21 protein-coding genes and 1 riboswitch are annotated in these 26963 nt (G+C 52.9%); of the genes, 12 read left to right on the forward strand and 9 right to left on the reverse strand.

All coding sequences use genetic code 11. The features are described 5' to 3' along the window. Positions 1-95: 95 nt before the first annotated feature. A complete protein-coding gene (locus tag FDW96_RS22670; protein ID WP_137366350.1) occupies positions 96-1652 on the forward strand; it encodes a bifunctional UDP-sugar hydrolase/5'-nucleotidase in 1557 nt (518 codons plus the stop codon). Between the two features lie 38 nt (positions 1653-1690). Here the strand turns inward: FDW96_RS22670 and FDW96_RS22675 are convergent, their stop codons facing one another. Then, complete coding sequence (locus FDW96_RS22675) at positions 1691-2068, reverse strand: carboxymuconolactone decarboxylase family protein (protein WP_061382562.1); 378 nt, start codon at positions 2066-2068, stop codon at positions 1691-1693. An 89-nt stretch (positions 2069-2157) separates the two neighbouring features. On the opposite strand from FDW96_RS22675, the gene FDW96_RS22680 reads away from it, so the two are divergent. The 3 genes from FDW96_RS22680 to katG all read left to right on the forward strand — a co-directional run bounded on the left by FDW96_RS22680 (position 2158) and on the right by katG (position 6459). Next, positions 2158-3066, forward strand: a complete 909-nt coding sequence (locus tag FDW96_RS22680; protein WP_137366351.1) for a LysR family transcriptional regulator — start codon at positions 2158-2160, stop codon at positions 3064-3066. Between the two features lie 157 nt (positions 3067-3223). After that, on the forward strand, positions 3224-4111 hold the full coding sequence (metF, locus tag FDW96_RS22685; protein ID WP_038636049.1) for a methylenetetrahydrofolate reductase: 888 nt from the start codon (positions 3224-3226) through the stop codon (positions 4109-4111). 167 nt (positions 4112-4278) lie between these two features. Further along, positions 4279-6459 (forward strand): catalase/peroxidase HPI, encoded by a 2181-nt coding sequence (gene katG, locus FDW96_RS22690; RefSeq protein ID WP_137366352.1) that lies wholly within the window; start codon positions 4279-4281, stop codon positions 6457-6459. An 85-nt stretch (positions 6460-6544) separates the two neighbouring features. On the opposite strand, the gene FDW96_RS22695 is transcribed toward katG, so the two are convergent. The 6 genes from FDW96_RS22695 to argE form a co-directional block, all read right to left on the reverse strand. Beyond that, positions 6545-7648: a glycerol dehydrogenase gene (locus FDW96_RS22695; protein ID WP_042313362.1), complete on the reverse strand. Its 1104-nt coding sequence runs from the start codon at positions 7646-7648 to the stop codon at positions 6545-6547. 12 nt (positions 7649-7660) lie between these two features. Next, the gene (gene fsa, locus FDW96_RS22700) at positions 7661-8323 is read right to left on the reverse strand and encodes a fructose-6-phosphate aldolase (protein ID WP_137350363.1); all 663 of its coding nucleotides are present in this window, start codon (positions 8321-8323) and stop codon (positions 7661-7663) included. Positions 8324-8568: 245 nt separating this feature from the next. Next, positions 8569-9429: a helix-turn-helix domain-containing protein gene (locus FDW96_RS22705; protein WP_061382559.1), complete on the reverse strand. Its 861-nt coding sequence runs from the start codon at positions 9427-9429 to the stop codon at positions 8569-8571. An 85-nt stretch (positions 9430-9514) separates the two neighbouring features. After that, the gene (locus tag FDW96_RS22715; protein ID WP_042313354.1) at positions 9515-11248 is read right to left on the reverse strand and encodes a phosphoethanolamine transferase CptA; all 1734 of its coding nucleotides are present in this window, start codon (positions 11246-11248) and stop codon (positions 9515-9517) included. Positions 11249-11457: 209 nt separating this feature from the next. Beyond that, positions 11458-14109 (reverse strand): phosphoenolpyruvate carboxylase, encoded by a 2652-nt coding sequence (gene ppc / locus FDW96_RS22720; RefSeq protein WP_079225698.1) that lies wholly within the window; start codon positions 14107-14109, stop codon positions 11458-11460. 279 nt (positions 14110-14388) lie between these two features. Continuing rightward, positions 14389-15540, reverse strand: a complete 1152-nt coding sequence (gene argE / locus FDW96_RS22725) for an acetylornithine deacetylase (RefSeq protein WP_047025879.1) — start codon at positions 15538-15540, stop codon at positions 14389-14391. A 155-nt stretch (positions 15541-15695) separates the two neighbouring features. Between argE and argC the strand changes: the two genes are divergently transcribed. The 4 genes from argC (at position 15696) to oxyR (ending at position 20191) form a co-directional block, all read left to right on the forward strand. Then, positions 15696-16700, forward strand: coding sequence for an N-acetyl-gamma-glutamyl-phosphate reductase (gene argC, locus FDW96_RS22730; RefSeq protein ID WP_137366353.1), 1005 nt, complete (start codon positions 15696-15698; stop codon positions 16698-16700). A gap of 10 nt (positions 16701-16710) precedes the next feature. After that, entirely contained in the window at positions 16711-17484 is a 774-nt protein-coding gene (argB, locus tag FDW96_RS22735; protein WP_042313345.1) for an acetylglutamate kinase, read from the forward strand. A 117-nt stretch (positions 17485-17601) separates the two neighbouring features. Then, positions 17602-18975 (forward strand): argininosuccinate lyase, encoded by a 1374-nt coding sequence (argH, locus tag FDW96_RS22740; protein ID WP_137366354.1) that lies wholly within the window; start codon positions 17602-17604, stop codon positions 18973-18975. Between the two features lie 298 nt (positions 18976-19273). Next, on the forward strand, positions 19274-20191 hold the full coding sequence (gene oxyR / locus FDW96_RS22745) for a DNA-binding transcriptional regulator OxyR (RefSeq protein WP_038636079.1): 918 nt from the start codon (positions 19274-19276) through the stop codon (positions 20189-20191). On the opposite strand, the gene sthA is transcribed toward oxyR, so the two are convergent. Then, complete coding sequence (gene sthA, locus FDW96_RS22750; protein ID WP_042313339.1) at positions 20174-21574, reverse strand: Si-specific NAD(P)(+) transhydrogenase; 1401 nt, start codon at positions 21572-21574, stop codon at positions 20174-20176. The two genes, oxyR and sthA, sit on opposite strands and share 18 nt — an antisense overlap. 191 nt (positions 21575-21765) lie before the next feature. Here sthA and fabR point away from each other — a divergent pair, with 191 nt between their 5' ends. Then, complete coding sequence (fabR, locus tag FDW96_RS22755) at positions 21766-22401, forward strand: HTH-type transcriptional repressor FabR (protein ID WP_003028862.1); 636 nt, start codon at positions 21766-21768, stop codon at positions 22399-22401. Positions 22402-22416: 15 nt separating this feature from the next. Further along, positions 22417-22776 carry a YijD family membrane protein gene (locus tag FDW96_RS22760; protein ID WP_003825114.1) on the forward strand — a complete coding sequence of 120 codons (360 nt, stop codon included), beginning with the start codon at positions 22417-22419 and terminating at the stop codon, positions 22774-22776. A gap of 36 nt (positions 22777-22812) precedes the next feature. On the opposite strand, the gene trmA is transcribed toward FDW96_RS22760, so the two are convergent. Next, positions 22813-23913: a tRNA (uridine(54)-C5)-methyltransferase TrmA gene (gene trmA, locus FDW96_RS22765; protein WP_042313337.1), complete on the reverse strand. Its 1101-nt coding sequence runs from the start codon at positions 23911-23913 to the stop codon at positions 22813-22815. Between the two features lie 115 nt (positions 23914-24028). After that, positions 24029-24216, forward strand: a riboswitch (cobalamin riboswitch). A gap of 64 nt (positions 24217-24280) precedes the next feature. Here trmA and btuB point away from each other — a divergent pair. Together btuB and murI are read left to right on the forward strand one after the other, a co-directional pair. Beyond that, positions 24281-26119: a TonB-dependent vitamin B12 receptor BtuB gene (gene btuB, locus FDW96_RS22770; RefSeq protein WP_042313335.1), complete on the forward strand. Its 1839-nt coding sequence runs from the start codon at positions 24281-24283 to the stop codon at positions 26117-26119. Next, entirely contained in the window at positions 26064-26915 is an 852-nt protein-coding gene (murI, locus tag FDW96_RS22775; protein WP_042313333.1) for a glutamate racemase, read from the forward strand. The genes btuB and murI overlap by 56 nt, the downstream gene beginning before the upstream one ends. The last annotated feature ends 48 nt before the right edge of the window (positions 26916-26963 follow it).

Consider the following 26963-nt stretch of genomic DNA (forward strand, 5'->3'; position numbering starts at 1 on the left):
CTGCAACTATTACCGATGGGTGTGAGTCTTCTCACATAAAAAAACCTTTCAGAACGTAACGTAGCGATTCTTTATATGACTGAAAGGGATTGATTATGAAGTTAAAAATGCTTGCTGTCGGTGTTCTGGTCTCTTTGCCGCTCTGGGCGAGTGCCAAAGATGTCACGATTATTTATACCAACGATCTTCATGCCCATGTCGAACCTTATAAAGTCCCGTGGATTGCTAATGGCACACGCGATATTGGCGGTTGGGCCAATATCACGACGATGGTGAAGCAGGAAAAAGCGAAAAATAGCGCGACCTGGTTCTTTGACGCGGGTGATTACTTCACCGGGCCGTACATCAGCAGCCTGACAAAGGGCAAGGCGATTATCGATATCATGAATACGATGAATTTCGATGCCGTCACTATGGGTAATCATGAGTTCGATCACGGCTGGGATAATACGTTGTTGCAACTGAGCCAGGCGAAATTCCCCATTGTGCAGGGCAATATCTTTTACCAGAACAGCAGCAAAATGTTCTGGGATAAGCCCTGGACCATTATTGAAAAAGATGGCGTAAAGATTGGCGTCATAGGTCTGCACGGTGTGTTTGCTTTTGATGATACGGTTTCGGCTGCGACGCGCGTTGGCATTGAGGCGCGGGATGAGGTGAAGTGGCTGCAACGTTATATCAATGAATTAAAAGGTAAGGTCGATCTGACGGTGGCGTTGATCCACGAAGGTACGCCGGCGCGTCAGTCCAGCCAGGGAAGTACAGATGTGCGTCGTGCGCTGGATAAAGATATCCAGACTGCAGGTCAGGTGCATGGCCTGGATATCCTGATCACCGGCCATGCGCATGTGGGCACGCCAGAGCCGATTAAAGTCGGTAATACCTTAATTCTCTCCACCGACAGCGGCGGTATTGATGTCGGTAAACTGGTGTTGGATTACCAGCAAAAACCGCATCAATTTACCGTGAAGAATTTCGAGCTGAAGACTATCTACGCCGATGAGTGGAAACCCGATCCGCAGACGAAACAGGTGATTGATGGCTGGAATAAAAAGCTTGATCAAGTGGTACAACAGACGGTTGCCAACTCGCCGGTTGAGCTGACGCGAGCTTATGGTGAATCCTCTTCGTTAGGGAATCTGGCGGCGGATGCATTACTGGCTGCGGCGGGTAAAGATACCCAGTTAGCGCTTACCAACTCAGGGGGCATTCGTAATGAAATCCCGTCAGGTGCTATTACGATGGGCGCAGTTATTAGTACCTTCCCGTTCCCGAACGAGCTGTCTACGATGGATCTTACCGGTAAGCAACTGCGTAGTTTGATGGAGCACGGCGCGGGTTTAAGCAACGGCGTACTACAGGTATCCAAAGGGTTTGAGATGAAGTACGACAGCAGCAAACCGGTTGGCCAGCGGGTCACCGTATTGACGCTAAACGGCAAGCCAATTGAGGACGCTGTGATTTATCACATTGCCACCAATAGTTTTCTGGCAGACGGCGGTGATGGTTTTACGGCATTCACCGAAGGCACAGCGCGTAATACATCCGGCGGTTACTATGTCTCTAATGCCGTCGTTGATTATTTCAAAGCGGGAAATACGCTGACGGATGAGCAACTGAAAGGCATGCGTGTGGAAGATGTGAAAAAGTAACGCGTTCAGGCCAGCAGACAAGCCGCTGGCCTGTTGTTTTAGCCTCTGTGGGAGGCAAACACCTCTTTCGCGGCGAACAGACCATTCAACGCGGCCGGAAAGCCAGCGTATACGGCCATCTGCATAATTACTTCGACGATCTCATCCTGCGTTAAGCCTACGTGTAATGCTGCGCCAATATGCACCTTCAATTGCGGGGCGGCATTACCCAGCGCCGTTAACGCCGCGACGGTAGCAATCTCTCTACTGCGTAAATCCAGACCCGGTCTTGAATAGATGTCGCCAAAAGGAAATTCAAGCAGGTAGCGGGCGAAGTCTGGCGCAATATCTTGCAGGCTTTCGATGACCGCATCGCCCCCTTTACCATCCACTTTTTGCAGCATCTTCTGACCGGTAATAAAGCGTTCTGAATGCATAATCTCTTCCTCATTTGTCTGGTATATAGCCTGAGGATAGAGCGTGCAGAATGATTGGGATAATACCGTTTCCGTGATACCTTTTTGGTATGACAACATCGCCTTTGCACTCTCTGGATATTCGTCTGCTGCGTTACTTTTCCGTAGTGGCGGAAGAGAACAATATGAGCCGGGCGGCGCAGCGTTTATTTATGTCGCAGCCGCCGCTGAGTCGCCATATTCGCCAGCTTGAAGAACGTCTGGGGATGACGCTTTTTGTCCGTCATACCCGTGGTTTGACGCTGACGGAAGATGGTCTGCGCGTACTGGAAATAGTGCGTCCGCTGCTGACGATGTACGAAGAAACCTGCGCGACGTTGAGTCAGTTAGCGCAAGCTGGGGAGCACTCTTTGCGCCTGGGGCTAAGTACGGCGTTTGAACAAGGTGTTTTTGCTTCGCTTGAATCGCAGCTACACGGGTGTACGGAGAAACTACATATTGTTCGTCATGGTTCGCCTGAGCTGGTGCGGCAGGTTCGTCGGGGAAAACTGGATGCAGCGCTGGTGGCGTTACCGCTTGAGGCTCCTGGGCTTACCGTTATGCAACTTGGCTGGCAAGAGCCGATGGTTGCCGCATTACCCGCGATCTGGCCAGAGGCGAGCCTGCCGTCACTCTCATTAACGACGCTGAACCACCGACCACTGTTCTGGTTTAAACGCGAACGGAACCCTGCCTTTTTTGATTACACCCGACATATTTTTCGTCGCGCCGGTTATTCTCCTGCCTGTATTGAAGAGCCGCTGGAACATGACGTGCTGCTGGCGCGGATCGCCCATGGTGACGGTCTGAGTTTACTCCCGGCCTCCTTTTCCGCTATCCAGCGTCAGGGCGTGATATTCCTGCCGCTTACCGATTCCGCATTACGTATCCACGTGGGATTGGTAATGCTACCTGAGAGCGAAGCAACGTTGCAGTGGTTGCAGACGGTTGCGAACCAATCCCTCGGTCTTTCAGGTTGATGTGAATTTTTTTCACGTTGACTGAGTATTCCTCACCTTTAACGATGATTTTTGTGTTGACGCCAGCGTGCTTTTCCGTCATTTTTACATCTAGACGTCTAAACGTATAGCAGTTCACAACACAACATATAACGACAAAAGATTGATGAGGTAAGGTATGAGCTTTTTTCACGCCAACCAGCGGGAAGCGCTGAATCAGAGTCTGGCCGAAGTACAGGGGCAGATTAACGTTTCTTTCGAATTTTTCCCGCCGCGCACCAGTGAAATGGAGCAAACCCTGTGGAACTCTATCGATCGCCTGAGCAGCCTGAAGCCGAAGTTTGTTTCAGTCACTTACGGTGCAAACTCTGGTGAGCGCGACCGCACGCATAGCATTATTAAAGGGATTAAGGATCGCACCGGGCTTGAAGCGGCGCCGCACCTGACCTGTATTGATGCGACCCGCGATGAGCTGCGCACTATTGCTCAGGACTACTGGAATAACGGTATTCGTCATATTGTTGCCCTGCGCGGTGACCTGCCGCCGGGAAGCGGTAAACCGGATATGTATGCCTCTGACCTGGTGACTCTGCTAAAAGACGTTGCGGACTTTGATATCTCCGTTGCGGCTTACCCGGAAGTACACCCGGAAGCGAAGAGTGCTCAGGCCGATCTGCTGAACCTGAAGCGTAAGGTTGATGCCGGTGCAAATCGCGCGATCACCCAATTTTTCTTCGATGTAGAAAGCTATCTGCGTTTTCGCGATCGCTGCGTGTCAGCGGGTATCGATGTGGAAATTATTCCGGGCATCCTGCCGGTATCTAACTTTAAACAGGCGAAAAAATTTGCCGACATGACCAACGTCCGCATTCCGGCATGGATGTCGACTATGTTTGCTGGCCTGGATGACGATGCGGAAACCCGCAAGCTGGTGGGCGCAAACATCGCCATGGATATGGTGAAAATTCTCAGCCGCGAAGGGGTGAAAGATTTCCATTTCTATACTCTCAATCGCGCCGAAATGAGCTACGCAATTTGTCACACGCTGGGAGTAAGACCGGCATAATCAGTACGTCAGCCCTCTGCGGAGGGTTTTTTATTGATCATTTTGATCTACATCTCTGTAACTAAAAATATAAAAGGATCTGGCTATCGAATCTGTGGGTTATTTCGACTATATCTAATCTTTGGTGGTGTATATCGTAGTCATAACACTGTAAAGGGAGCATATAGATGAGCATGTCCGACGATAGCCAGAACGCATCAACTGCCGGTAAGTGTCCTTTCCATCAGGGCGGGCCGGATCACAGCGCGGGAGCTGGAAGAAGTAACCGCGACTGGTGGCCTAATCAACTCCGCGTTGATCTTTTGAACCAACATTCCAATCGTTCGAACCCGCTGGGTGAGGACTTCGACTACCGCAAAGAATTTAGCAAACTTGACTACTCTGCCCTGAAAGGGGATCTGAGAGCCCTTCTGTCCGAATCTCAACCGTGGTGGCCTGCTGACTGGGGCTCTTATGCCGGTTTGTTTATCCGTATGGCATGGCACGGGGCAGGGACCTATCGTTCCATCGATGGACGCGGTGGCGCGGGTCGCGGACAACAGCGTTTTGCACCACTGAACTCCTGGCCGGACAACGTCAGCCTGGATAAAGCGCGTCGTCTGCTGTGGCCAATCAAGCAGAAATATGGCCAGAAAATCTCCTGGGCCGACCTGTTTATCCTCGCGGGCAACGTGGCGCTGGAAAACTCCGGCTTCCGTACCTTCGGTTTTGGCGCGGGTCGTGAAGATGTCTGGGAACCGGATCTCGACGTAAACTGGGGGGATGAAAAAGCCTGGCTGACCCACCGTCACCCGGAAGAACTGGCAAAAGCGCCGCTGGGCGCAACCGAAATGGGTCTTATCTATGTGAACCCGGAAGGGCCGGATCATAGCGGCGAACCGCTTTCTGCGGCCGCGGCGATTCGCGCGACCTTCGGTAACATGGGAATGAACGACGAAGAAACCGTGGCGCTGATTGGCGGCGGTCATACGTTAGGTAAAACCCACGGCGCAGCAGCAGCTTCCCACGTTGGGGCCGATCCTGAATCTGCGCCGATTGAAGCGCAAGGCTTAGGCTGGGCCAGCAGCTATGGTAGTGGCGCGGGTGCAGACGCGATTACTTCCGGCCTGGAAGTGGTCTGGACGCAAACGCCGACCCAGTGGAGCAACTATTTCTTCGAGAACCTGTTCAAATATGAGTGGGTCCAGACTCGCAGTCCGGCTGGTGCTATCCAGTTCGAAGCGGTGGATGCGCCGGAGATTATCCCCGATCCGTTTGATCCTGAGAAAAAACGCAAGCCGACGATGCTGGTCACCGACCTGACGCTGCGTTTCGATCCTGAGTTCGAGAAGATCTCTCGTCGTTTCCTCAATGATCCGCAGGCGTTCAACGAAGCCTTTGCCCGTGCGTGGTTTAAACTGACGCACCGCGATATGGGGCCGAAAGCGCGTTACATCGGACCGGAAGTGCCAAAAGAAGATCTGATTTGGCAGGATCCGTTGCCGCATGCGTTCTTCAACCCAAGCGAAGAGGATATTCTTAACCTGAAGGCGACCATTGCTGCTTCCGGGTTGTCCGTGGGCGAATTGGTATCGGTAGCGTGGGCTTCGGCATCAACCTTCCGCGGTGGGGATAAACGTGGCGGCGCGAATGGCGCTCGTCTGGCGCTCGACCCACAGCGTGGTTGGGATGTGAATGCTACTGCAGCACGCGTACTGCCCGTGTTAGAGGGCATCTATAAATCAGCCCATACCGCGTCGTTGGCCGATATTATCGTGCTGGCTGGTGTCGTAGGCGTGGAGCAGGCTGCAAGCGCTGCGGGTGTCAGCATCAATGTTCCTTTTGCGCCGGGCCGCGTAGATGCGCGTCAGGATCAAACGGATGTTGAGATGTTTGAACTGCTCAAGCCAATTGCGGACGGGTTCCGTAACTATCGTTCTCGCCCTGACGTATCAACCACTGAGTCACTGCTGATCGATAAAGCACAGCAGCTGACGCTGACCGCACCGGAAATGACTGTGCTGGTGGGCGGTATGCGCGTACTGGGCACCAACTTCGATGGTAGTCAGCACGGCGTCTTTACCGATCGTCCTGGCGTACTCAGCACTGACTTCTTCGTCAATTTGCTGGATATGCGTTACGAATGGAAAGCGGTTGATGAGTCACAAGAGCTGTTTGAAGGTCGTGACCGTCTGAGTGGCGAAGTAAAATACACCGCAACTCGCGCCGATCTGGTGTTTGGTTCTAACTCTGTACTGCGTGCAGTGGCTGAAGTTTATGCCTGCAGCGATGCGCACGAGAAGTTCGTGAAGGACTTTGTGGCGGCATGGGTGAAAGTGATGAACCTGGATCGTTTCGATCTGCTGTAAACAAAAACGCCGGATGGCGCTTGCGCGTATCCGGCATGGTATGAATAAAAAATCCCCGCGATTGCGGGGATTTTTTATTGGCAAGTTATTCCCACTCTTGCAGATAACGCTGCCCATACTGGTCAGCGACCAGCAACGCGGCATACACCTGATCCGGCGTTGCGCCGCCAGGCATGTTGTGGATGGTTTCGCCCTCAGCACAGGCCGCCTCTGCCACAATGCGCATTTTCGCCGGGATATCCTGTTTGATATCCAGTTGCGCCAGGGTAATCGGCAACCCAACGGAATGACACAGCGCCGCCACGGTTTCGATTTCATCGACCGGCGCGTTTTCCAGCACCAACTGCGTTAGCGTACCAAACGCCACTTTCTCGCCGTGGTAGTAATGATGCGCATCCGGGATCGCCGTCAGGCCGTTATGAATGGCGTGAGCCGCTGCCAGACCACCGCTTTCAAAACCGACGCCGCTCAGATAGGTATTGGCCTCAATAACGCGCTCCAGCGCAGGTGTAACCACGCGCTGCTCGGCTGCCAGCATCGCTTTTTCACCTTCTTCTATCAGTGTATTAAAGCACAGCTCAGCCAGTGCCAGCGCCGCTTGGGTGCACTGACCGCCCGCCATGGTAGTTGCGCCGCTGCGTGAACAGGCACGCGCTTCGAACCAGGTCGCCAACGCATCGCCGATGCCTGCGGCTAACAGACGTGCCGGTGCGCCCGCGACAATTTTAGTATCAACAATGACCCTGTCCGGGTTGTTCGGCAGTAGCAGATAGCGATCGAATTCACCCGCATCGGTGTAAATGACGGACAGGGCGCTGCATGGTGCATCGGTAGAGGCGATGGTTGGCGCAATGGCGACAGGCACGCCCATAAAATGCGCCAGCGCTTTGGCGGTATCCAGCGTTTTCCCGCCGCCAATACCAAGTACTGCGCCACACTGCGCTTTTTCCGCCACGCCGCGCAAACGGTCGATTTCGTTTTGCGAACATTCACCGCCAAAAGGCGCGATCTCCAGCGCCAGTCCGGCATCCTGGAAGCTTTTTTCCAGCGCGGATTGTGCGAAGCCTAAGACAAACTTGTCCCCAACGACCAGCCAGCGTTCTGCCAGTGGTTTGAGGTAGCTGCCAAGACGGGTAATAACATCGGCACCCTGGATGTACTTACCAGGTGATTGAATAATGCGATCCATACTTTATTTCCCTCACAGGTTGATGTGACCAAATGCGTTGTTCCAGTCCTGCTCAAACTTCTCTATTGCTGACTCTACCGCAGGGGTATTGAGCATTTGTTGCGCTACGTCTAAGGGCAGGGTGATTGCTTCACATCCTGCCAGTAAGCAATCCAGCGCCTGACGCGGGGTTTTAAAGCTGGCCGCCAGTACCATGCTGTTTGGCGCATGTAGCTCCAGTAGCGTTTGCAGTTCCTGTACCGTGCGGATCCCGTCGCCGCCCTGAGCGTCAATGCGGTTAACGTAAGGCGCGATATATTTTGCGCCAGCCAGCGCGGCCAGTAGACCTTGCGAAGCACTGTACACGGCGGTTCCCAGGGTGGTGATACCCTCTTTTTTCAGTAACTTGATGGCGGCCAGACCTTCAGCAGTAACGGGAATTTTCACCACGATACCCGGTACGGCATTGCTCAGACGTTTAGCTTCTTCCACCATGCCCTGCGCGTCGCGGCTCATGGTTTGGGCAAAAAGAATGCCCTCTTCGCCAATGGCGTTTTGCAGGCGCGGCAGCACATCCCAGATGGATTCTTTGCTTGCCGCCACAATGCTTGGGTTGGTGGTGACCCCCGCGATAGGGAAGATGCGGGCCAGACGTTCAACTTCCGCGACGTTGGCGGTATCAAGGTAAAGTTCCATACAAAACACCCTCTTAATTTTGCGTGAGCAGCCCGTTGCCGGAATGCGTTGTTGTGCACAGGATAAGAGCGTTTTGCCGCATCGCGCTATCTGACAAATCTGTCAAAAGCTGGATAAATGTAATGTATCTATAAAAGTGAGATTTACTTCACATGTCAGCTACGGATAGGGTTTGTTGCGGTGATGGGGATGGTGAGTTAGCTTTTGATATTACAAAAATCCAGTTAATGTTGTTTTTATCTTCTTTATTGCTGGCGGATCGCTTTCTCCGTCAACTGGCTGTGATATTGCCGGCGATATTCTGAGGGCGAACGTTCGGTATTCTTGCGAAACAGGCGGCAGAAGTAGTTGCTGTCAACAAACCCACTGGCGTGCGCCACTTCTTTGATCTTCAGCTCGTAACCCTTCAGCAGCGTCTTCGCGTGTTCAAGTCGCGTGTGGTTCAGGTATTCGTTAAAACCGATGGCGCCCGTTTTTTGAAACAGATGGGAGAGGTAATTGGGCGAGATGTAGAACGCTTGCGCGACTGATTCCCGGGTAAGCGGCGAAGCGTAGCGCTCGTCAATATAGTCGCGAATGGCTTCGAACAGCGCCTGACTGCGCGACGCGGTCTGGATCTGGCTGCCGAGCAGATCGCGGCAGTGGCTCAGTAAGCTCGCGACGATCAGTCTGGCCGTTTGCTGCTCCTGCGGCTGCATCTGTATTTCATTAAGCGTTTGTAGCAGGAAAGAGCCAATACGCGGTCCACGCCGTGCGACATGCTGCCTGGCGAGGTTTTGATATTGCTTGCCGTCCCACTGAACGACGTTGAAACCCAATTGCTGTTTGCCGAACAGGATGCTGAGTGTGGTCACCGGTGTGTGCCACTGGGGGAAGTTCCAGCCGCTAGCCGGAACAAACAGTACATCGCCAGGGAGTAACGTCGCGGGAGCGCCTGCAACGCCGTTATCGGTGAACTCACCTTCCAGCACAATCTCCAGCCGGGGAAAATCAACCTGATATGCCAGTTCCGGCGTTGGGCTACTGGTACTGGCAAAATAAATCTGGCGCAGCGGTGTGGGGCCGTTAATCAGGCGGGCGAGAAGATGGCTGATGTCGTGATACATGTTAATCCCTTGCAGGCAGCAGACAGGGAGAACAGTAACCGCCATCATAAAAAAAGGCCACTCTTAAAGAGTGGCCTGTGTGGGATTATTGATTACCGATTTGATCGCCGTAAGGCAAGGTATCGTAATCAATCAGGGCATTCTTCTTGTATGGATTGCCAATCCAGCGAGTCGTCTCTTTGAACTGCGGGCTGGTAATGGAACGCGTTGGATCGAAGCCATCGTAAGTGAAGCCTGCTAAATCAGACCAGGTATGGATTAGCTCTGAGCTGCTGTATTTACGATTCACATCCTGCGAGAAGTCCCGAGGATGCGCGGCCTGCCATTTTTCCGAGGTCCATAATAAGAACGGCACCGTATACATATGGCGTGTCGGATTGTCTTCATTACGGCCCTGCGTTTTATGCGGTGGCGTGTCGTACACCTCTTCACCATGATCGGAGAAATACAGCAGGAAACCGTTCGGATCGGTCGCTTTGTAGTCTTTGATCAGGCTGGCAATGATGTGGTCATTGTAGACATTCGCGCTGTCGTAATCGTTGTAGGCTTCCAGCTCATCATTACCCAAACCAGCGGGAACGTTGTCGATATTGTTGTCGAACTTGCCCTGACCATCCGGATAACGGAATTTGTACTTAATATGGGTACCCAGCAGGTGAACGATGATGAATTTTTTCGGTGCCGGGTCGGCCAGGACTTCTTTAAATGGCGCCAGCACATTGCTGTCATATTCGCGCGCACTTTGCGTACGCTGCTGGTTCATATAGAACTGCTTATCTGTCTGCTTAGAGAACACCGTCAGCATGGTGTTGCGGGCAGTCATTGTCTGCTGATTGGTGATCCAGAATGTTTTATAACCCGCCTGTTTCATCATGTTCATCAGGGATGGCTGGGTCAGATACAGATCCGGGTTCTTCTCGTTGGCAAAGGTCAGCGCCTGCTGCAGGATTTCAATGGTATACGGACGTGAGGTCACGACATTATTGAAAACGGTGAAGTTAGGATCGGTTTTATGCAGCGCATCCAGTTCCGGTGTGGTTTCGCGTGGGTAACCGTACAGGCTCATTCGACCACGCTGCGTTGACTCACCAATTACCAGCACTAATGTACGTGGTGCGTCACCGGAATGGTCCTTAAAGTTGGCCAGCGGCGGCAGGGCATTGTTTTCATTCAGCAGGCTATTCAGTGCGGTTAACTGCTGGCGATACTGATAATAACCGGAGATAAATTGCCACGGTGCGGCGGGTTCCATCCGCGAAGCGAGACCATCCAGCGTTTTTTCAAACGGTTTATGTTTGATGAACGTGTTAACCGCCATTGGGTGCAGAATCAAGCCATATAACAGTGCGAAAGACACCAGATAGCGCCAGGGCGATGGAATATGAACAGGGCGCAGACGCGTCCACAGCAGAATCGCCATTGCCGTATACGCCAGCGCGATTAACACAATTTTCAGGCTGAAATATTGGCTCAGATATTCGCTGGCTTCGTTCGCATTGGTTTCAAACATTACGTACAGAACGCTTTGCGAGAACTCTTGTCCATAAATGACGTAATAGCTCAGAGCCGCCAGCGAGGCCGCCCATAGCATGACGCCAATAACGGCAGCGATCGCGCGGATACGGTTTGGAAACAGGAATACAGGGATCAGCCATAGCGAACTGAATAGCAAGGAGTCGCGTAAACCGGTAGATCCGCTGTAGCCGCTAAAATAGATAACGGCCTGCAGTAATGAGGAAAAAAACCAAAAATAGAGGAGCGCCCAACCCAGGGCTTTCCAGCTAAATGCAGGTTTAGACTGGGGTTGTAAGGATTGCATAGTGTGAGCCTGTCTTTAATCGTAGCGCCAAGAGTAGCGGCTAAACCTTAAGAGGAAGTGAAGCATCACGATGTTAGTATCGTGTTCTGTTGTTTATATATTCATTGAGTGAATATATACAGGCGGGAATATATTGAAAATGAAGCAGTTATAACAGCGATTTTTGATGTCGCCTTCACGCAATAGCACGAAGGCGACGGGAGGGGACGTTAGCCTGTGTTACGCATACCGGCGGCAACACCAGCGATAGTTACCATCAGCGCTTGTTCAACGCGTGGATCTGGCGCATTGCCTTGCTCTTCCGCCAGGCGCGAGCGATGTAACAGCTCTGCCTGTAAAACGTTCAGCGGATCGGTATAAACATTCCTTAACTGGATAGATTCGGCAATCCACGGCAGGTCGGCCATCAGATGTGAATCATTGGCAATCGCCAGCACGACGTCGATATCTGCTTCCAGGCGCTGACGCAGTTCTTCGCCGAGCGGCCACAACTCTTTTTTGACCAGACGTTGATCGTAGTATTCAGCCAGCCACAGGTCTGCTTTAGCGAAAACCATTTCCAGCATGCCAAGGCGTGTGGAGAAGAATGGCCAGTCGCGGCACATTGCTTCGAGTTCGCTTTGCTTACCGTCTTCCACCACTTTTTGCAGCGCGGTGCCAGCACCCAGCCATGCCGGGAGCATCAGGCGGTTTTGCGTCCAGGCAAAGATCCACGGAATGGCGCGCAGAGACTCTACCCCACCAGTCGGGCGGCGTTTTGCCGGACGTGAGCCGAGCGGCAATTTACCCAGTTCCTGCTCTGGTGTTGCGGAGCGGAAGTAAGGGACGAAGTCTTTGTTTTCACGTACATATCCACGGTAGAGCTCACACGAGATATCAGAAAGCTCATCCATGATATGGCGCCAGTTATCTTTCGGCTCTGGCGGCGGTAACAGGTTGGCCTCCAGGATGGCTGCGGTATAAAGCGACAGGCTGCTGATGGTGACTTCCGGCAGGCCGTACTTAAAGCGGATCATCTCCCCTTGTTCCGTCACGCGTAGGCCACCTTTCAGGCTGCCTGGCGGTTGAGAAAGCAGTGCGGCATGCGCAGGCGCGCCGCCGCGGCCAATGGAACCACCGCGACCGTGGAACAGCGTCAGCTCGATGCCGGCTTTTTCGCAGGTTTTGATCAGCGCGTCCTGGGCCTGATATTGCGCCCAGGAGGCCGCCATCACGCCCGCGTCTTTTGCGGAATCAGAGTAGCCAATCATGACCATTTGTTTGCCCTGAATAAAGCCGCGGTACCAGTCGATATTCAAGAGCTGGGACATGACGTCATCAGCATTGTTGAGGTCGTCCAGCGTTTCAAACAGCGGCGCAACCGGCATAGCAAAACCGATCCCGGCTTCTTTCAACAGCAGATGTACGGCCAATACATCGGACGGCGTTTTCGCCATCGAGATAACATAGGCGGCAATGGAGCCATACGGAGCTTCGGCAATGACGCGGCAGGTGTCGAGCACTTCGCGGGTATCATTGCTTGGTTCCCAGTTACGTGGCAGAAGCGGACGCTTGGAGTTCAGTTCGCGGATCAAGAAAGCCTGTTTATCCGCTTCTGACCAGTTTTCGTAGTCGCCAATGCCCAGATACCGGGTCAGTTCGCCCAGCGCTTCAGTGTGACGGGTACTTTCCTGACGAATATCAATACGTACCAGCGGCACGCCGAAACATTTCACGCGGCGCAAGGTGTCGAGCAGTTCGCCATTGGCGATGATGCCCATGCCACAGGCTTGCAGAGACTGATAACACGCGTACAGCGGATCCCAGAGCTGTTCGTTTTGGGTGAGAAGGCCGGCAGGTTTCGGTAATTTCTCGCCTTTCAGACGGGCTTCCAGCCAGGCTTGAGTTGCCATCAGACGTGAACGCAGGGTTTTCATCAGATAACGGTATGGTTCTGCTGCGCCTTCTTCACCTACCAGCGCCAGCAGTTCCGGCGTGGCATCCACCATCGACAGTTCAGAGATCAGAAACTGAATGTCTTTCAGGAACAGGTCGGTGGCTTTCCAACGGCTGAGCAATAGCACGTGACGGGTGATATCCGCCGTCACGTTCGGGTTGCCGTCACGGTCGCCGCCCATCCAGGAGGTAAAGCGAACCGGAACAAAATCAACGGGCAGCTTATAACCCAGATTCTCTTCTAACTGTTCGTTCAGTTCGCGCAGATAGTTCGGCACGCCTTCCCACAGGCTGTTTTCGACCACGGCGAAGCCCCATTTGGCTTCATCGACCGGGCTTGGGCGTATCTTGCGGATCTCATCCGTATGCCAGGACTGGGCAATCAACTGGCGCAGACGGCGCATCAGTTGATGGCGTTCATAATCGACGAGATCTTTGTTATCAAGCTGTTTGAGACAGGCGTTTACTTCACCCATTTTATGGATCAACGTACGACGGGTGATTTCTGTCGGGTGGGCAGTCAGAACCAGCTCCAGGGAGAGTGACTCCACGGCTTCTTTGATGGTGGCTTCATCGAGATTGGGCTGGTCTTTCAATTTACGCAGAGTGCGAGCAATCACTTCCGGGTTGCTGGCTGCTTCGCCTTTAGGCGAAATGCTGTGGTATTGCTCGGCGGTGTTAGCCAGGTTCAGGAACTGGCTAAACGCACGGGCAACCGGTAGCAGCTCGTCGTTAGACAGGTTTTGCAGTGTAGTGAGTAGCTCCTGGCGATTGACTTCATTGCCAGCGCGGGATGATTTGGACAGCTTACGGATTGTTTCTACGCGATCAAGAATGTGCTCTCCCAGCGCATCCTTAATGGTCTCTCCCAGCACTTTGCCGAGCATACTGACATTACTACGCAACGCGGAATATTGTTCGTTCATATTAACCCAGACACCCCATCTCTTTTGTAAATGTCCTGTATCTTTCGCGCCGCCGTCAACACTGCTGCAACGTGAAATTTTCCGGACTTAATTTTTTCGCCGTCTTTTATAAAGCCACGTAAAACTCGTGACGTCAATTGCTGCGAAATCGGTTCAGCAAACGAAAAAATGGCGGGAATTTACGTTATTTAATTCACATCGAATCAAATAAGCTGTGCTTATGAAAATGTTAATAAATGACCTTGCTCGCCGCTGAAGGATGAGCAAGGTTATAAACGATTAATGCCAGCAGAAATGATGCACAACCTGGGTGATCAATTCGCGAGTTGGCTTAATGAAGCGTGTTTCCAGGTATTCATCTGGCTGATGTGCCTGATTAATGGAGCCTGGGCCCAACACCAGCGTCGGGCAAAGCGTCTGGATAAACGGCGCTTCAGTGCAGTAGTTCACCACTTCCGTTTGCGCTCCCAGCAGTTTTTCGACGACTTCAACCAACTGATGGTCTGGCGGACACTCATAGCCAGGAATAGGCGGATGCAGTTCCGACACCGTCAGGCGACCCGGCCAACGCTCGCTGACAGGGGCCAGCGCATCGTTAAGTAAACCATTAAGATCGTTGAGCGTCATGCCGGGCAGCGGGCGAATATCCATATGCAGCTCGCAGCAGGCGCAGATTCGGTTGGCGGCGTCGCCACCGTGGATATGACCCAAATTTAACGTCGGGTACGGAACGGTAAAAGCGTCATGGTGATAGCGTTCTTTCAGGTCATCGCGCAGAGTCATGATATGGCCGATGGCATCATGCATCAGTTCAATCGCATTGACGCCACGCGCTGGATCGCTTGAGTGACCCGACTGCCCCAAAATGCGAATTGCATTAGAGATATGCCCTTTGTGCGCACGCACCGGTTGCAGGGAGGTGGGTTCGCCAATGATCGCGCAGTCCGGACGCAGAGCGGTGGTTTCAGAAAAGTAGCGCGCTCCCGCCATGCTGGTCTCTTCGTCGGCAGTGGCCAAAATGTAGAGGGGCTTTTTCAGCTTCGTTACGTCCACGTCACGCAGCGCGTCGAGGATAAACGCGAAGAAGCCCTTCATATCTGCCGTACCCAGGCCGTAGAGCTTATTGTCATGCTCGGTCAGAGTGAACGGATCGCGTGTCCAGCGTCCGTCGTCAAACGGCACGGTATCGGTATGACCCGCTAACAACAGACCGCCAGCCCCTTGTCCAATGCTCGCCAGCATATTGAATTTATTGCGCGTGTCGGGAACCGGCTGAACCTCTACATTGAAGCCTAAATCTTTAAACCAGCCCGCCAGCAGAGTGATTAAACCTGCATTGCTTTGATCCAGTGCTTCTTCGGTGGCGCTAATCGATGGCGTGGCAATCAGAGCGCGGTAAATCTCGATAAATGGCGGTAAATTGTTTTTCATTGTTGACACACCTCGGGTCATGATAGTATCAATATTCATGCAATATTTGTGAATAAAAATACATTAACGTTGAGCGTAATAAAACCCACCAAGTGTAAGGTGAGGTGATAAAGGCTTATACCTGGCAACAGAATCTAAGAAGGTGAGCTGCCCCGATGTTGAATACGCTGATTGTGGGCGCCAGCGGCTATGCTGGCGCAGAGCTTGTGACCTATGTAAATCGCCATCCTGATATGAACATAACCGCTTTGACCGTCTCAGCGCAAAGCAATGATGCAGGAAAACTCATCTCCGATTTGCATCCGCAGTTGAAAGGCATTGTTGATTTACCGTTGCAGCCAATGTCGGATATCAGCGAGTTTAGCGCAGGGGTGGACATTGTGTTCCTCGCCACAGCGCATGAGGTCAGTCATGATCTGGCCCCGCAGTTTTTGCAGGCCGGATGTGTGGTGTTTGATCTTTCAGGCGCGTTTCGTGTTAACGATGGCGCGTTCTATGAAAAATATTATGGCTTTACCCATCAGCACCCCGACCTGCTGGAGCAGGCGGTTTACGGGCTGGCGGAGTGGAGCGCAGAGCAACTGAAAGAAGCAAATCTGGTTGCCGTACCAGGTTGTTATCCGACGGCGGCGCAATTGTCGCTGAAACCTCTGATTGACGCTGGGCTGCTGGATCTCAGCCAGTGGCCGGTGATTAACGCTACCAGCGGCGTCAGCGGGGCAGGCCGTAAAGCGGCTATCTCGAACAGCTTTTGCGAAGTGAGCCTGCAGCCCTATGGCGTGTTTACCCATCGTCATCAGCCGGAAATCGCAACTCACCTCGGTGCGGAAGTGATCTTCACCCCGCATCTGGGGAACTTCCCGCGCGGAATTCTGGAAACGATCACCTGCCGTCTGAAAGCGGGCGTAACCCATGCGCAGGTGGCCCAGACACTGCAACAAGCGTATGGTGATAAACCACTGGTACGCCTGTACGATAAAGGCGTTCCGGCCCTGAAGAATGTGGTGGGCTTACCGTTTTGTGATATTGGGTTCGCCGTGCAGGGAGAGCACCTGATCGTGGTGGCGACCGAAGATAACTTATTAAAAGGCGCGGCGGCACAGGCGATGCAGTGCGCAAATATCCGTTTCGGCTTTGCTGAAACGCAGTCTCTTATTTAAGGGTGCAACAATGAATCCATTAATTATCAAGCTGGGCGGTGTTTTACTTGATAGCGAAGAGGCGCTGGAGCGACTGTTTACCGCCCTGGTGAATTATCGTGAGTCGCATCAGCGTCCGCTGATTATTGTGCACGGCGGCGGCTGCGTGGTTGATGAACTAATGAAGCAGTTGAATCTGCCGGTGAAAAAGAAAAACGGTCTGCGCGTCACCCCTGCCGATCAGATAGACATTATCACTGGCGCCCTGGCGGGTACGGCGAATAAAACCTTACTGGCCTGGGCGAAAAAACATCAAATCGCCTCTGTGGGCCTGTATCTTGGCGATGGCGACAGCGTAAAAGTGACGCCGCTCGATAAAGAGCTAGGTCATGTTGGACTCGCGCAACCGGGTTCGCCTAAGCTAATTAACACGCTGCTGGAAAGCGGCTTTCTGCCGGTAGTCAGCTCCATTGGCGTCACTGAAGATGGACTGCTGATGAACGTTAACGCCGATCAGGCGGCAACAGCGCTGGCGGCAACGTTGGGTGCGGATCTGATCCTGCTCTCTGATGTGAGTGGTATTCTGGATGGTAAAGGTCAGCGCATTGCCGAAATGACCGCCGCGAAAGCGGAGCAGTTGATCGACCAGGGGATTATTACCGATGGCATGATCGTGAAGGTCAATGCGGCGCTGGATGCCGCACGCACGCTGGGCCGCCCGGTGGATATCGCCTCCTGGCGTCATGCTGAGCAACTCCCGGCGTTGTTTAACGGCACGCCTATCGGTACCCGTATTCTGGCTTAAGTATTTGTATGCCCGATGGCGGCTACGCCTTATCGGGCCTACGTGAACAGAACCTGTAGGCCGGATAAGCGTAGCGCCATCCGGCATTGAAATTAAAAGAATTTAAGGAAGCATGTTATGGCACTTTGGGGTGGGCGTTTTACACAGGCAGCAGATCAGCGGTTCAAACAGTTCAACGACTCGTTGCGTTTTGACTACCGCCTGGCAGAACAGGATATTGTCGGCTCTGTGGCCTGGTCCAAAGCGTTGGTAACGGTCGGCGTACTGACTGCCGATGAACAGCTACAACTGGAAGAGGCGCTGAACACGCTGCTGGAAGAGGTTCGTGCTAATCCGCAACAGATCCTGCAAAGCGATGCCGAAGATATTCACAGTTGGGTGGAAGGTAAGCTGATTGATAAAGTCGGCCAGCTTGGTAAAAAACTGCATACCGGGCGTAGCCGTAATGATCAGGTCGCGACCGACCTTAAACTGTGGTGTAAAGACACGGTTATTGAATTACTCTCTGCCAACCGTCAGTTGCAAAGTGCGCTGGTGGTGACGGCGGAGAATAACCAGGACGCCGTGATGCCGGGTTACACCCACCTGCAACGTGCGCAGCCGGTGACGTTTGCCCACTGGTGCCTGGCCTATGTGGAAATGCTGGCGCGTGATGAGAGCCGTCTGCAGGATGCGCTTAAGCGTCTGGACGTCAGTCCTCTGGGCTGCGGCGCGCTGGCGGGTACGGCATATGAAATCGATCGCGAACAACTGGCTGGCTGGCTGGGCTTTGCTTCGGCAACGCGCAACAGTCTGGACAGCGTTTCCGATCGTGACCACGTGCTGGAGTTACTCTCCGACGCCTCTATCGGCATGGTGCACCTGTCGCGTTTTGCTGAAGACCTGATTTTCTTTAATACCGGTGAAGCGGGCTTTGTCGAGCTGTCCGATCGAGTGACCTCTGGTTCATCCCTGATGCCGCAGAAGAAAAACCCGGATGCGTTGGAATTAATCCGTGGTAAATGCGGTCGTGTGCAGGGAGCGTTGACCGGGATGATGATGACCTTAAAAGGCCTACCGCTGGCGTATAACAAAGATATGCAGGAAGACAAAGAAGGGCTGTTCGATGCGCTCGACACCTGGCTGGATTGTCTGCATATGGCCACGCTGGTGCTGGATGGCATTCAGGTGAAACGTCCGCGTTGTCAGGAAGCGGCGCAGCAGGGTTATGCCAACGCCACTGAGTTGGCGGATTATCTGGTAGCGAAAGGTGTTCCGTTCCGCGAAGCGCACCACATTGTGGGCGAGACGGTGGTTGAGGCGATTCGCCAGGGCAAACCTCTGGAAGCGTTGTCGTTGACCGACTTACAGAAGTTCAGTCCGGTTATTGGCGATGACGTTTATCCGATCCTTTCTCTACAATCGTGTCTGGACAAACGTGCGGCGAAAGGCGGCGTGTCGCCACAGCAGGTCGCACAGGCGATTGATTACGCGAAGGCGCGTCTGGCGTAACCTTTGTCTTTGTAAGCCTGATATGCGTAGCGTCATCAGGCAAATGGTCATCAGAGCCTGGCATCACGCCGGGCTTTTTTATGCAAAAAAAATGCGGACGCAAGGTCCGCAAAAGTTCACGTTGGCTTTAGTTATTTCGAGTATGAGAGAAACTCTCTAAACGGACAGTAGCTTCAAGGGTTAAAGGGGTACCGTTCCGTTTCTGTGGTGCATTATTAAACAGAAAGCTTGATAGGGATAATCGTTCGTTGCTATGCTACCTATCGCTACGAACTATCGTGGCGATGGAGGATGAATAATGAATATTCGTGATCTTGAATACCTGGTGGCGCTTGCCGAACATCGTCACTTCCGACGGGCGGCAGACTCCTGCCACGTGAGCCAGCCAACGCTGAGCGGACAGATCCGTAAGCTGGAAGATGAGCTGGGCGTCATGCTGCTGGAGCGTACGAGTCGTAAGGTGCTGTTCACTCAGGCAGGTCTGCTGCTGGTGGATCAGGCGCGCACCGTGCTGCGCGAGGTCAAAGTGCTCAAGGAGATGGCAAGCCAACAAGGCGAGACGATGTCTGGCCCGCTGCATATTGGTTTGATCCCAACGGTGGGGCCATACCTACTGCCGCATATCATTCCTATGTTGCACCAGACCTTCCCAAAACTGGAAATGTATCTGCATGAGGCGCAGACGCATCAGCTGTTGGCGCAACTGGATAGCGGTAAGCTCGACTGCGTCATTCTGGCGCTGGTGAAAGAGAGTGAGGCATTCATCGAAGTTCCGTTATTTGATGAGCCTATGATGCTGGCGATCTATGAAGATCATCCGTGGGCAAACCGTGACTGTGTACCGATGTCCGATCTGGCGGGTGAAAAACTGTTGATGCTGGAAGATGGCCACTGCCTGCGCGATCAGGCCATGGGCTTCTGCTTTGAAGCCGGTGCGGATGAAGATACCCATTTCCGGGCAACCAGTCTGGAAACGCTGCGCAATATGGTGGCGGCAGGTAGCGGTATTACGTTACTGCCTGCGCTGGCTGTTCCGTCGGAGCGTAAGCGTGATGGTGTTGTCTATCTGCCATGCATTAAGCCAGAACCGCGCCGTACGATTGGCCTGGTGTATCGTCCAGGTTCGCCGCTGCGCAGCCGTTATGAACAGCTGGCAGAGGCCATCCGTGGATCAATGGATGGCCATTTCGACAGTGCGTTAAAACAGGCGGTTTAAGCCATTTAGCGCCGCTACCCGATAGGCTTCCGCCATGGTTGGGTAGTTAAAGGTGGTGTTAACGAAGTACTCGATGGTGTTACCACCACCTTTTTGCTCCATTATCGCCTGACCGATGTGAATAATTTCGGCTGCACGTTCCCCAAAGCAGTGGATCCCCAGAATCTCTTTGGTTTCGCGATGGAACAGAATCTTCAACGTGCCGACACTCATGCCCACGATTTGCGCACGTGCCAGATGTTTAAACTGGGCGCGGCCGACTTCGTATGGGACTTTCATCGCCGTAAGCTGCTGTTCGGTTTTACCAACGGAGCTGATTTCAGGAATGGTATAAATCCCGGTTGGGATATCTTCGATCAGATGCGCGGTGGCTTCGCCTTTCACCAGTGCCAGGGCGGCAATACGTCCCTGATCGTAGGCCGCCGATGCCAGACTCGGATAGCCGATCACATCCCCTACAGCATATACATGCGGCAGCGCCGTCTGGTACATGCTATTTACTTTGAGCTGTCCACGGCTGTCGGTTTTCAGACCAATATTTTCCAGCGCCAGCGAATCGGTATTACCGGTGCGGCCATTGGCGTACAGCAGACAGTCAGCCTTCAGTTTTTTACCAGATTTCAGGTGCATGATGACGCCGTCATCGCAACCTTCAATCTTCTCGTACTCTTCATTGTGGCGAATAACCACACCGCTATTCCAGAAGTGGTAAGAGAGCGAGTCGGACATCTCTTGATCAAGGAACGCCAGCAGACGATCGCGGGTGTTGATTAAATCAACTTTGACGTCCATTCCACGGAAGATCGACGCATATTCACAGCCAATCACCCCCGCGCCGTAAATCAGAACGTGGCGAGGTTCGTGGTGTAGGCTCAGGATGGAGTCGCTGTCATAAACCCGGGGATGCGAAAAGTCGACGTCAACAGGGCGATAAGGGCGTGAACCGCAGGCGATCACAAATTTATCCGCGGTCAGCGTTTCCACCGTGCCGTCGTGGCATTCCAGGGCGATAGTGTGTTCGTCAACAAAACGGGCATTTCCCTGCAAAATCTCACAGTGATTACGCTCGTAAAAACCTTGCCGCATGCGCGTTTGCTGATTAATCACGTTATCAGCATGATTAAGAATATCGGCGAAGGAAGAACGGAGAAGTCGGGAATGGTCGCTGTAAAGTGGGTTCTGATTGAATTCAATAATGCGGCTGACGGCGTGGCGGAGTGCTTTCGACGGGATGGTGCCCCAGTGGGTACAGCCTCCGCCGACGTTATGATAGCGCTCAATCACCGCGACGCGCGCTCCCTGTTTAACCAGACCCATTGCAGCGCCTTCGCCGCCGGGACCGGAACCTATTACTATTGCATCGTAATCGTAGGAATGTGACATGGTCAGGCTTACCTGTTCTTATACATAAAAGCAACAGAATAGTAACATCGTTGTCGGGATAACCCAATTATCGTTGTGCTTTTTTGCGAAGTCGAAGCACAAACTGCGCGTAAACAATCATTAACAAAGCCATGCCAACAGCCTAATCTCTGGTATAGTGCCAGCAAGGTATGTGGAAGGATTCAGACATCGTGATGGGCGTTAGAGCGCAACAAAAAGAGAAAACCCGGCGTTCGCTGGTAGAGGCTGCATTTAGTCAACTCAGTGCTGAGCGTAGTTTTGCCAGTCTCAGTTTACGAGAAGTTGCTCGTGAAGCGGGCATTGCGCCAACCTCGTTTTATCGCCATTTCCGCGATGTGGATGAGCTCGGGCTGACGATGGTGGACGAAAGTGGTCTGATGCTGCGTCAGTTGATGCGTCAGGCGCGTCAGCGTATCGCCAAAGGCGGGAGTGTGATCCGTACCTCGGTCTCAACATTTATGGAGTTCATCGGCAACAATCCCAACGCCTTCCGTTTATTATTGCGCGAGCGTTCGGGAACCTCCGCAGCGTTTCGTGCAGCGGTCGCACGTGAAATTCAGCACTTCATTGCGGAACTTGCGGACTATCTGGAACTCGAAAACCATATGCCTCGTGCGTTTACTGAAGCGCAGGCCGAAGCCATGGTAACGATTGTGTTCAGCGCCGGGGCAGAAGCACTGGATGTTGGCGCTGAACAGCGTCGACAACTGGAAGAGCGGCTGGTATTGCAACTACGCATGATCGCGAAAGGCGCATTTTATTGGTACCGCCGTGAACAAGAGAAGATGACGCACCACTCCGAGTAACGAGAAGGACGAGCAATGAAACAGTCAGGTCAAGATAAAGGTACGCTGCTGCTGGCGCTGGTTGCTGGCTTATCGATCAATGGTACATTTGCGGCGCTGTTTAGCTCCATTGTGCCATTCTCAGTATTCCCGATTATTTCGTTGGTGCTGACGGTTTATTGTCTGCATCAACGCTATCAGAACCGCACCATGCCTGTGGGGCTACCAGGCCTGGCCGCCGCCTGTTTTATTCTCGGCGTTCTGTTGTACAGCACCGTGGTACGCGCTGAATATCCGGATATTGGTTCTAACTTCTTCCCGGCGGTACTGTCGGTGATTCTGGTGTTCTGGATCGGCTTTAAAGTGCGTAACCGTAAGCAGGAAATTGCGGAATAATATTTGTAGGCCGGGCAAGCCCGGCCAGGACATCACTTACTTCGCGGTCAGTAACACGCCACACTCCATATGGTGCGTATACGGGAACTGATCGAACAGAGCCAGACGTGAAACATTGTGCGTCTGGCTTAACGTTTCCAGATTCTTACACAGCGTTTCCGGGTTGCAGGATATGTACAGAATCCGCGGATACGCCTGTACCATTTTCTCCGTTTCGCTGTCCAGACCGCTACGCGGCGGGTCAACGAAAATGGTTTCACACTGGTAGCTCTTCAGATCGATCCCTTGCAAACGGTTGAACTCGCGAACCCCATTCATCGCTTGAGTAAACTCTTCTGCCGCCATGCGGATAATTTGTACGTTATCAATATGGTTAGCTGCAATGTTGTACTGGGCAGCCGCCACGGATGGTTTGGCGATTTCAGTCGCCAGCACGCGGTTGAAGTTTTGCGCGAGGGCTAATGAGAAGTTGCCATTACCGCAGTACAGCTCAAGCAGGTCGCCCTTAGAACCTTTGGTGACATCAATCGCCCATTCCAGCATCTGAATATTCATCGCGGCATTCGGCTGGGTGAAGCTGTTCTCAACCTGGCGATAGATGATCTCTTTCCCCGCGACTGGCAAGCGTTCGTCAATATAGTCCTGGTCCAGCTCGATTTTGGTTTTGGTGGCCCGGCCAATCAGATGCACGTTCAGGTTTTGCGCACGCAGCGCGTCCCGTAGCGCTTCGGCTTCCTGACGCCATTCGTCATCCAGCTTTTTATGGTACAGCATCGAGACCACCGCTTGATCGCTCAGGGTGGTGAGGTAATCAATCTGGAACAGTTTGTGGCGTAGGACATGGTTATCGCGTACCCCTTCAATCATTGCCGTCATCAGCGTGTTGATAAGCTCGCTGGCCGCCGGGAAGCTGTCGACGCGAATACGGCTTTTCGTCTGTTGATCGAACATGATGTGGTACAGGTCATCACCGTCATGCCACAGCCGGAATTCGGCGCGCATACGGTAGTGACTGACCGGTGAGCGAAACACTTCCGGAGCCTGTGCATAAAACGGTGTCATTAAGCTCTGCAGACGCACCACTTTTTCAGCTAACTGCGCGTCGTACTGTTCTGTCGGAAGATGTTCGGGGGTCATGATGCGTCCTGAAAAATAAAAGTACGCGGGGATTGTAGGGATTGCTCAACAGATGTCCAGTCATTGATGATTTCCGATATTGTGATGCGTGGTCTGGACAGTCGGTTGTAACAAACTGTAGCATCCGTTTTCCGGTCCTGTGAGTTAAAAGGGAATCCAGTGTGAATCTGGAGCTGACGCGCAGCGGTAAGGAAGGTGGGAGATGAGCGCACCTGGTGCAGACACTGCGGCTTGCCGTGGGAAGTCATCGTCTCTTTAAGTCGCCTCCAAGCCCGAAGACCTGCCGGCTAACGTCGCATCTGGTTTTCATCATCGCGTACTATCGGTGGGACCTGCGGCATCCTTCTTATATTGTGGATGCTTTACAATGATTAAAAAATCGTTGCTGTGGACGGCACTTTCCGTCACGGCATTTTCTGGTTGGGCGCAGGATGCTAGCCCAGATACTCTCGTCGTCACTGCCAACCGTTTTCAGCAGCCTCGTAGCGCAGTACTTGCTCCTATCACCGTTGTTACGCGTCAGGATATCGATCGCTGGCAATCCACCTCCGTGAATGATGTGCTTCGTCGCCTGCCAGGCGTGGATATCGCCCAATACGGTGGTATGGGACAAAATTCGTCTATTTCTATTCGCGGCACCAACGCCAGCCATGTTCTGGTGCTGATTGACGGTGTGCGGCTTAACCTGGCAGGGGTTAGCGGCGCAGCCGATCTTAGCCAGTTCCCGGTATCGTTGGTACAACGTATTGAGTACATTCGTGGACCGCGTTCGGCTATTTATGGTTCTGATGCGATTGGCGGCGTGGTGAATATCATTACCACGCGCGAAAAGCCGGGGACGGAACTGACCGCTGGCGTGGGAAGCAATGGCTACCAGAATTACGATGTCTCAACCCAACAACAGCTTGGCGAAAATACGCGCGTCACGTTGATGGGCGATTATGCCTATACCAAAGGCTTTGATGTCGTGGCTTACGGTAGTACCGGTACACAGGCCCAGCCCGACAAAGACGGCTTCTTAAGTAAGACGCTGTATGGCGCGCTGGAACACAACTTCTCTGACACCTGGAGCGGGTTTGTTCGCGGTTACGGTTATGATAACCGAACAGATTATGACTCGGGTTATTATCCGGGGACGCCGTTAGTGGATACCCGGAAACTCTATAGCCAAAGCTGGGATGCCGGACTGCGATTCAATGGTGAGTTGATCCAGTCGCAGCTGGTTTCCAGCTATAGCCACAGTAAAGACTACAACTATGATCCGGATTATGGCCGCTATGACTCCTCGGCCACGCTGGATGAGATGAAGCAATATAATGTGCAGTGGTCAAACAGCATGGTGGTTGGTCACGGTAACGTGGGCGCTGGCGTAGACTGGCAAAAGCAAACTACGGAGCCTGGCACCGGGTATGTCACGGACGGTTACGACCAGCGGAATACCGGTCTCTACTTGACGGGATTACAGCAATTGGGTGATTTCACTTTCGAAGGCGCGGCGCGCAGTGATGACAATTCCCAATTTGGTCGTCATGGCACATGGCAAACCAGCGCTGGCTGGGAGTTTGTCGAAGGCTATCGTTTTATTGCCTCCTACGGCACCTCTTACAAGGCACCTAATCTGGGACAACTGTATGGCATGTACGGAAATTCCCATCTGGATCCTGAAGAGAGCAAACAGTGGGAAGGGGCATTTGAAGGGCTAACGGCGGATGTGAACTGGCGTTTGTCAGGGTATCGCAACGATATCGATAACATGATCGATTACAACCCCCACACCAAAAAATACTATAACGAAGGCAAAGTACGTATTAAAGGTGTTGAGGCTACAGCGAACTTCGACACTGGGCCGTTGGCGCACACGCTGAGCTACGATTACGTTGATGCACGTAATGCGATTACCGATAAACCGCTGGCGCGTCGTTCAAAGCAGCAGGTGAAGTATCAGCTTGACTGGCAGGTTTACGATTTTGACTGGGGTTTAACGTATCAGTATTTAGGAACGCGATACGACAAGGACTTCGTCACCAATCAACCGGTAAAAATGGGTGGAGTAAGCTTGTGGGATCTGACAGTGGCATATCCAATCACCTCACAGCTGACTGTTCGTGGTAAAATCGCCAACCTGTTCGATAAAGATTACGAGACAGTTTATGGCTACGCAACTGCAGGGCGGGAATACACCTTGTCTGGCAGCTACACCTTCTGATCCACGTCCCACCGTGCTGGTGTTTGATTCCGGCGTCGGTGGGTTGTCGGTCTACAATGAGATCCGCAGTCTCCTGCCGGATCTCCACTATATATACGCTTTTGATAACGTCGCCTTTCCTTATGGTGAGAAGAGCGAGGAATTTATCGTCGAGCGTGTTGTTGAGATTGTGACTGCGGTCCAGCAGCGCTATCCCCTCTCTCTTGCGGTCATCGCGTGTAATACTGCAAGCACCGTGTCGCTTCCTGCGTTACGAGAGAAATTTGCCTTCCCGGTTGTGGGCGTCGTTCCTGCTATTAAACCGGCGGCGCGACTCACGGCGAATGGCGTTGTGGGACTGCTGGCTACACGTGCGACGGTGAAGCGCTCGTATACCCATGAGTTGATTGCACGGTTTGCTAACGAATGTCAGATTGCGATGTTGGGTTCCGCCGAGCTGGTGGAACTGGCGGAAGCGAAGCTGCACGGCGAAAAGGTCTCTCTGGAGGAGTTGCGTCGCATTCTACGTCCGTGGCTGCGGATGTCGGAACCACCCGACACGGTGGTGCTGGGCTGCACCCATTTTCCTCTATTACAGGAAGAGCTTTTACAGGTCCTGCCCGAGGGAACGCGACTGGTGGATTCGGGTGCCGCGATTGCACGTCGCACGGCCTGGTTATTAGAGCATGAAGCACCGGACGCGAAATCAACCGATGAGAATGTCGCATTCTGTATGGCAATGACGACAGAAGCCGAACAATTATTGCCCGTGCTGCAACGTTATGGCTTCAAAACGCTCGAAAAACTGGCACTTTAGTTATTTTTGGTGAAAAAATACGCACTCGGAAAGTTATTTTAAATTTCC

It is taken from the genome of Citrobacter sp. TBCS-15, from assembly GCF_005280815.1.
Taxonomy (GTDB): domain Bacteria; phylum Pseudomonadota; class Gammaproteobacteria; order Enterobacterales; family Enterobacteriaceae; genus Citrobacter; species Citrobacter werkmanii.

What these genes read in the sequence shown, in the direction of transcription:
- katG (WP_137366352.1), top strand. Translation starts at nt 4,279, where the DNA reads ATGAGCATGTCCGACGATAGCCAGAACGCATCAACTGCCGGTAAGTGT.
- FDW96_RS22680 (WP_137366351.1), top strand. Translation starts at nt 2,158, where the DNA reads ATGACAACATCGCCTTTGCACTCTCTGGATATTCGTCTGCTGCGTTAC.
- argH (WP_137366354.1), top strand. Translation starts at nt 17,602, where the DNA reads ATGGCACTTTGGGGTGGGCGTTTTACACAGGCAGCAGATCAGCGGTTC.
- argB (WP_042313345.1), top strand. Translation starts at nt 16,711, where the DNA reads ATGAATCCATTAATTATCAAGCTGGGCGGTGTTTTACTTGATAGCGAA.
- FDW96_RS22715 (WP_042313354.1), bottom strand. Translation starts at nt 11,248, where the DNA reads ATGCAATCCTTACAACCCCAGTCTAAACCTGCATTTAGCTGGAAAGCC.
- fsa (WP_137350363.1), bottom strand. Translation starts at nt 8,323, where the DNA reads ATGGAACTTTACCTTGATACCGCCAACGTCGCGGAAGTTGAACGTCTG.
- argC (WP_137366353.1), top strand. Translation starts at nt 15,696, where the DNA reads ATGTTGAATACGCTGATTGTGGGCGCCAGCGGCTATGCTGGCGCAGAG.
- FDW96_RS22760 (WP_003825114.1), top strand. Translation starts at nt 22,417, where the DNA reads ATGAAACAGTCAGGTCAAGATAAAGGTACGCTGCTGCTGGCGCTGGTT.
- sthA (WP_042313339.1), bottom strand. Translation starts at nt 21,574, where the DNA reads ATGTCACATTCCTACGATTACGATGCAATAGTAATAGGTTCCGGTCCC.
- trmA (WP_042313337.1), bottom strand. Translation starts at nt 23,913, where the DNA reads ATGACCCCCGAACATCTTCCGACAGAACAGTACGACGCGCAGTTAGCT.
- FDW96_RS22675 (WP_061382562.1), bottom strand. Translation starts at nt 2,068, where the DNA reads ATGCATTCAGAACGCTTTATTACCGGTCAGAAGATGCTGCAAAAAGTG.
- murI (WP_042313333.1), top strand. Translation starts at nt 26,064, where the DNA reads ATGGCTACGCAACTGCAGGGCGGGAATACACCTTGTCTGGCAGCTACA.
- FDW96_RS22670 (WP_137366350.1), top strand. Translation starts at nt 96, where the DNA reads ATGAAGTTAAAAATGCTTGCTGTCGGTGTTCTGGTCTCTTTGCCGCTC.
- ppc (WP_079225698.1), bottom strand. Translation starts at nt 14,109, where the DNA reads ATGAACGAACAATATTCCGCGTTGCGTAGTAATGTCAGTATGCTCGGC.
- argE (WP_047025879.1), bottom strand. Translation starts at nt 15,540, where the DNA reads ATGAAAAACAATTTACCGCCATTTATCGAGATTTACCGCGCTCTGATT.
- metF (WP_038636049.1), top strand. Translation starts at nt 3,224, where the DNA reads ATGAGCTTTTTTCACGCCAACCAGCGGGAAGCGCTGAATCAGAGTCTG.
- FDW96_RS22705 (WP_061382559.1), bottom strand. Translation starts at nt 9,429, where the DNA reads ATGTATCACGACATCAGCCATCTTCTCGCCCGCCTGATTAACGGCCCC.
- FDW96_RS22695 (WP_042313362.1), bottom strand. Translation starts at nt 7,648, where the DNA reads ATGGATCGCATTATTCAATCACCTGGTAAGTACATCCAGGGTGCCGAT.
- oxyR (WP_038636079.1), top strand. Translation starts at nt 19,274, where the DNA reads ATGAATATTCGTGATCTTGAATACCTGGTGGCGCTTGCCGAACATCGT.
- btuB (WP_042313335.1), top strand. Translation starts at nt 24,281, where the DNA reads ATGATTAAAAAATCGTTGCTGTGGACGGCACTTTCCGTCACGGCATTT.